The following is a 4,523-nucleotide window of genomic DNA, read 5'->3' on the forward strand; positions in this document are numbered from 1 at the left end:
GGCCAGGTCTACGAGAGCTTCAACATGGCCGCGCTGTGGGATCTGCCGGTGATCTACGCGATCGAGAACAACCAGTACGCGATGGGCACCAGCGTCGAGCGCTCGTCGTCCGAGCCCGATTTCTACAAGCGCGGGGAGAGCTTCCGCATTCCCGGCATCCAGGTCGACGGCATGGACGTGCTGGCGGTGCGCGGGGCGGCCGAGGAAGCGCTGGAATGGACGCGGGCGGGCAAGGGGCCGATCATCCTCGAACTCCTGACGTATCGTTACCGCGGGCATTCGATGTCCGACCCGGCCAAGTATCGCACGCGCGAGGAAGTGCAGAGCTTCCGCGAGGGCAAGGACCCGATCGAGCATGCCGCCAAGGACCTTGCCAAGCTCGGGGTCGGCGAGGATGAGTTGAAGGCAATCGACAAGCAAATCAAGGACATCGTGGTCGAAGCTGCGAAATATGCCGAGGATGCGCCGCAACCCGAACCGGGCGAGCTGTTCACCGACGTGCTGGTGGAGAGCTACTGATGGGCATCGAGCTGACCATGCCGGCGCTGTCCCCGACGATGGAGGAGGGGACGCTGGCCAAATGGCTGGTCAAGGAAGGCGACGCGGTGAAGTCGGGCGACATTCTCGCCGAGATCGAGACCGACAAGGCGACGATGGAGTTCGAGGCGGTCGACGAGGGGACGATCTCGAAGATCTTGGTCGCGGAAGGCTCGGACGGGGTGAAAGTCGGCACCCCGATCGCGTTGATGGCGGGCGAAGGTGAGGACGCGAGTGCAGAACCCGATCGGGCTGAACCTGTCGCCACTATAGAAGCAAAGCAGGACAGTCCTTCGACAAGCTCAGGACGAACGGATGTCTCGGGGACGTCCGAGAGAGTGAGCTCGGGACGAGCGGAAGGCGAGGGGGATTCCAAGCCTGCTGCCGACACCGGCACTGCGCAGCTCGCCGCCGCGCCCAAAGCCCCCGCCGGGCCCGAAGTCCCCGCCGGCACCGCTCTGGTCTCGACCACCGTGCGCGAGGCGCTGCGTGACGCCATGGCGGAGGAAATGCGGCGCGACGAACGGGTGTTCGTGCTCGGCGAGGAAGTCGCGCAATACCAGGGCGCCTACAAGGTCACGCAGGGCTTGCTCGACGAATTCGGCCCCAAGCGCGTGATCGACACCCCGATCACCGAATACGGCTTTGCCGGGGTCGGCACCGGCGCCGCGATGGGCGGGCTGAGGCCGATCGTCGAGTTCATGACCTTCAACTTCGCGATGCAGGCGATCGACCACATCATCAATTCGGCGGCCAAGACCAATTACATGTCGGGCGGCCAGATGCGCTGCCCGATGGTGTTCCGCGGGCCCAACGGCGCGGCCAGCCGCGTCGCCGCCCAGCACAGCCAGAATTACGGGCCGTGGTACGCCTCGGTGCCCGGGCTGGTCGTCATCGCGCCGTACAGCGCGGCCGACGCCAAGGGACTGCTCAAGGCCGCGATCCGCTCCGAGGATCCGGTGGTGTTCCTCGAGAACGAGCTGCTCTACGGCGTCAGCTTCGACGTCCCCCAGCTCGACGATTACGTGCTTCCGATCGGCCAGGCGCGGATTGTACGCCCGGGCAAGGACGTGACCTTGGTCAGCTACTCGATCGGGGTCGGGGTCGCGCTCGAGGCGGCCGAGACGCTGGCGGGAGAGGGCATCGAGGCCGAGGTCATCGACCTGCGCACGCTGCGCCCGCTCGACAAGGCGGCGGTGCTCGAGAGCCTCAAGAAGACCAACCGCCTGGTGGTGGTCGAAGAAGGCTGGCCGACCTGCTCGATCGCGTCCGAGATCATCGCGATCTGCATGACCGAGGGGTTCGACGACCTCGACGCGCCGGTACTGCGGGTGTGCAACGAGGACGTTCCGTTGCCCTATGCCGCCAACCTCGAGAAACTGGCGCTGATCAAGCCCGCCGACGTGGTCGCCGCGGCAAAGGCCGTCACCTATCGCTGAGCGGGCGCTCGACCCCGACCGGGAGATCGCGCTGGCGAGCCTGCCGTGGCGCTACCGCCCCGCCTTTTCCGCTCTCTGGGCAATCGATCTCGCGCTCGCCGACGTGGTGGCGACGACCACCGAGCCGGGACTGGGGGCGATCCGGCTGGCGTGGTGGCGCGATGCGCTAACCGACCTGGACGCGGCCAGGCCGCCCGCCGAGCCGCGCCTGACCGCGGTCGCCGATGAGGTTCTCCGGCACGGCATCCGCGGGGCCGAGGTGGCCGAGCTGGCAGAGTGCTGGCTGCCTCTTCTCGGTCCTGAGCCCGACCTGACCACGGCGGCCGACGGCTTGCGCCGGCGTGGGAAAATCTTGTTCGGCTTTGGCGCGCGGCTGCTCGGTTGGGACGCGAAAGAAGGCGAGGCGGCGGGCGCCTTGTGGTCGCTGGTCGACGGCGCGCGCCAGTGTCATGATTTTCATGTGCGGAGCGCGTTGCTTGAGGAGGCGCGGCGCGAAATTGCCGCGCTGCCGCCGCAAAAACCGCCGCGCGCGCTGCGCCCGCTGACGGTGCTGGCGGCGCTCGCGGCGCACGATGTGCTGCGCGGCAAGCCGCTGGACCTCGGCGGCGGCACCGGGCGCGGGATCGTCGCCTCGTTGCACGTGCTGCGCGGGAGCCTGCCGCGCGGCTGACATTGACTTAAGCCCCGCCGAGGCAGAGCAGGGTCGCGCCGAATCTCCTGCTTGCGAGGAGATCGATCATGGCGCGATTTGTGGCCGGGGCCGCGGCCTGCCTTTTGTTCGTCACTGGCGGTTTCCTGCTGTGGCAGGGCCGCGCCGAGCAGGCACCTGCGCTGCCCCCCGCGCCGGCGGCCTCCACCCCGTCGATGATGACGTCAACCGCGCCGCTGCCCCAGGCGCCCGAAGCGACCCCCAAAAGCCGCGAGGAAAAGCGCTTTTCGCGCGCCGACAAGGACAAGGACGGCAAAGTCGCGCGCGAGGAATTGCTGGCGCCGCGGCGAAAAGCGTTCGCCAAGCTCGACACCAACGGCAATGGCGCGCTGTCGTTCGACGAATGGGGGGTCAAGACGCTGACCAAGTTCGCCGGCGCCGACGCCGACAAGACCGGCTGGCTGACCCCCGCCGAATACGCGTCGACCGCCACCCCGCCGCCGAAGAAGAAACGCTGCGCCTGCTAGCGCAGGGCTGCGCTGAAGCTGGCGACCGAGGCGGCGGGGTGGGTGTCGAGCCATGCCTTGAGCATGCCGGGATAGCTGTCCTCGAGGCCGTTGGAGCGGATGAAGCTGGTGTAGTGGCCGTGCTCGGCCCAGCCTCGGTCGAATAGCATCAGTCTGGCGTTGGGCATCACCGCGCCGGCCTGGCGCAGCAGCTCGTCGGCGGCCGCGGCCGATGCGGCGAGGCGGTCGTGGCGCAGCGCGACGATCAGGCTCTGCCAGTCGTATTTGCGCGCTTCCTCGTCGGTTGCCGAGGAATCGGCGCCGTCGACCTTGAGATAGAGGTCGGGGCCGCCGCTGCGGTCCTCGAGGTCCTTGACCCACGGCGACCAGATCTCGGTCGCACCGAGCTGCATGGCGGGCCGCCCGGCGAGGTCGTCGACCCATTTCAAATTGTTCTTGTCGGACCAGGCGAGCTTGCGGAAGCGGGTTACGGTGCCGCCGCGGTCGCTGCGCCGGGTAATTTCCGGATCATATTGCGTCGACTTGAGGAAGGCCGGGCGCGAGAGGGACTGGATCAGCGCGTCGGTGGCGTCAAACAGCCCGGGCCAGGCGCGCCACAACGGCCGCTCGAGGTCGGGCGCGTCCTCGTAGAGGCAGGCGATGCGGTACAGCTTGGCGTTCGGCCCGAACAATTTTGCCAATAGTCCGGCCGCCATCCAGCGCCTCCCGCACCCTTACGCGGGTTCAGTCTGCCTGCGTTCGGCGGCGAGCGCCAGCCACCCCGTCAGCGCGGCGCGGGCGCGGTCGGTGTAGGGCTTCTTGCGGTCGGCCTTCTTGGTGCGCGGCCCAACGAGCGGCGGCATCAGGCCGAAATTAATGTTCATCGGCTGGTAGGTCTCGGCGTCGGCGCCGCCGGTGATGTGGCCGAGCAGCGCGCCGAGCGCGGTTTCGGGGGGCGGGGCGGGCAGTGTCGCCCCGCGAGCCTCGGCTATCGCGAAGCGCGCGGCGAGCAGGCCGATCGCGGCGCTTTCGACATAGCCTTCGCAGCCGGTGATCTGCCCGGCGAAGCGGACATTGGGCTTGGACTTCAAGCGAAGTTCAGTGTCCAACAGCCTGGGGGAGTTGATAAATGAATTGCGGTGGATACCGCCGAGCCGGGCGAACTCGGCATTTTCGAGGCCCGGGATGGTGCGGAAGATGCGGACCTGCTCGGCGTGCTTCAACTTGGTCTGGAAGCCGACCATGTTCCACAGCGTGCCGAGATTGTTATCCTGCCGGAGCTGGACCACCGCATAGGGCCAGCGCCCGGTGCGCGGGTTGTCGAGGCCAACCGCCTTCATCGGCCCGTAGCGCAGGGTTTCGGGCCCGCGTGTCGCCATCACCTCGATCGGC

At 67.9% G+C, this 4,523-nt stretch carries 6 protein-coding genes; 4 read left to right on the top strand and 2 right to left on the bottom strand.

Annotated features, from left to right (window positions below):
* From RMP08_RS08615 to RMP08_RS08630, 4 genes are all read left to right on the top strand, one after another.
* Window positions 1–519: thiamine pyrophosphate-dependent enzyme (locus RMP08_RS08615; protein ID WP_310468584.1), on the top strand; the 519-nt coding region annotated here is incomplete at its 5' end.
* A complete protein-coding gene (locus tag RMP08_RS08620; protein ID WP_310468585.1) occupies window positions 519–1,976 on the top strand; it encodes a pyruvate dehydrogenase complex E1 component subunit beta in 1,458 nt (485 codons plus the stop codon). The genes RMP08_RS08615 and RMP08_RS08620, both read left to right, overlap by 1 nt.
* Window positions 1,977–2,001: 25 nt before the next feature.
* Entirely contained in the window at window positions 2,002–2,646 is a 645-nt protein-coding gene (locus tag RMP08_RS08625; protein WP_409049782.1) for a squalene/phytoene synthase family protein, read from the top strand.
* A 68-nt stretch (window positions 2,647–2,714) separates the two neighbouring features.
* Window positions 2,715–3,152: a histidine kinase gene (locus RMP08_RS08630; protein WP_310468586.1), complete on the top strand. Its 438-nt coding sequence runs from the start codon at window positions 2,715–2,717 to the stop codon at window positions 3,150–3,152.
* Here the strand turns inward: RMP08_RS08630 and RMP08_RS08635 are convergent.
* Window positions 3,149–3,847 carry a hypothetical protein gene (locus RMP08_RS08635; protein WP_310468587.1) on the bottom strand — a complete coding sequence of 233 codons (699 nt, stop codon included), beginning with the start codon at window positions 3,845–3,847 and terminating at the stop codon, window positions 3,149–3,151. The genes RMP08_RS08630 and RMP08_RS08635 overlap by 4 nt on opposite strands.
* An 18-nt stretch (window positions 3,848–3,865) precedes the next feature.
* On the bottom strand, window positions 3,866–4,523 hold a 658-nt coding region (trmFO, locus tag RMP08_RS08640; RefSeq protein WP_310468588.1), incomplete at its 5' end, for a methylenetetrahydrofolate--tRNA-(uracil(54)-C(5))-methyltransferase (FADH(2)-oxidizing) TrmFO.

Origin of the sequence: Sphingomonas sp. (assembly GCF_031426035.1) — a bacterium.
GTDB lineage: Bacteria > Pseudomonadota > Alphaproteobacteria > Sphingomonadales > Sphingomonadaceae > Sphingomicrobium.

What these genes read in the sequence shown, in the direction of transcription:
- RMP08_RS08635 (WP_310468587.1), bottom strand. Translation starts at nt 3,847, where the DNA reads ATGGCGGCCGGACTATTGGCAAAATTGTTCGGGCCGAACGCCAAGCTG.
- RMP08_RS08630 (WP_310468586.1), top strand. Translation starts at nt 2,715, where the DNA reads ATGGCGCGATTTGTGGCCGGGGCCGCGGCCTGCCTTTTGTTCGTCACT.
- RMP08_RS08620 (WP_310468585.1), top strand. Translation starts at nt 519, where the DNA reads ATGGGCATCGAGCTGACCATGCCGGCGCTGTCCCCGACGATGGAGGAG.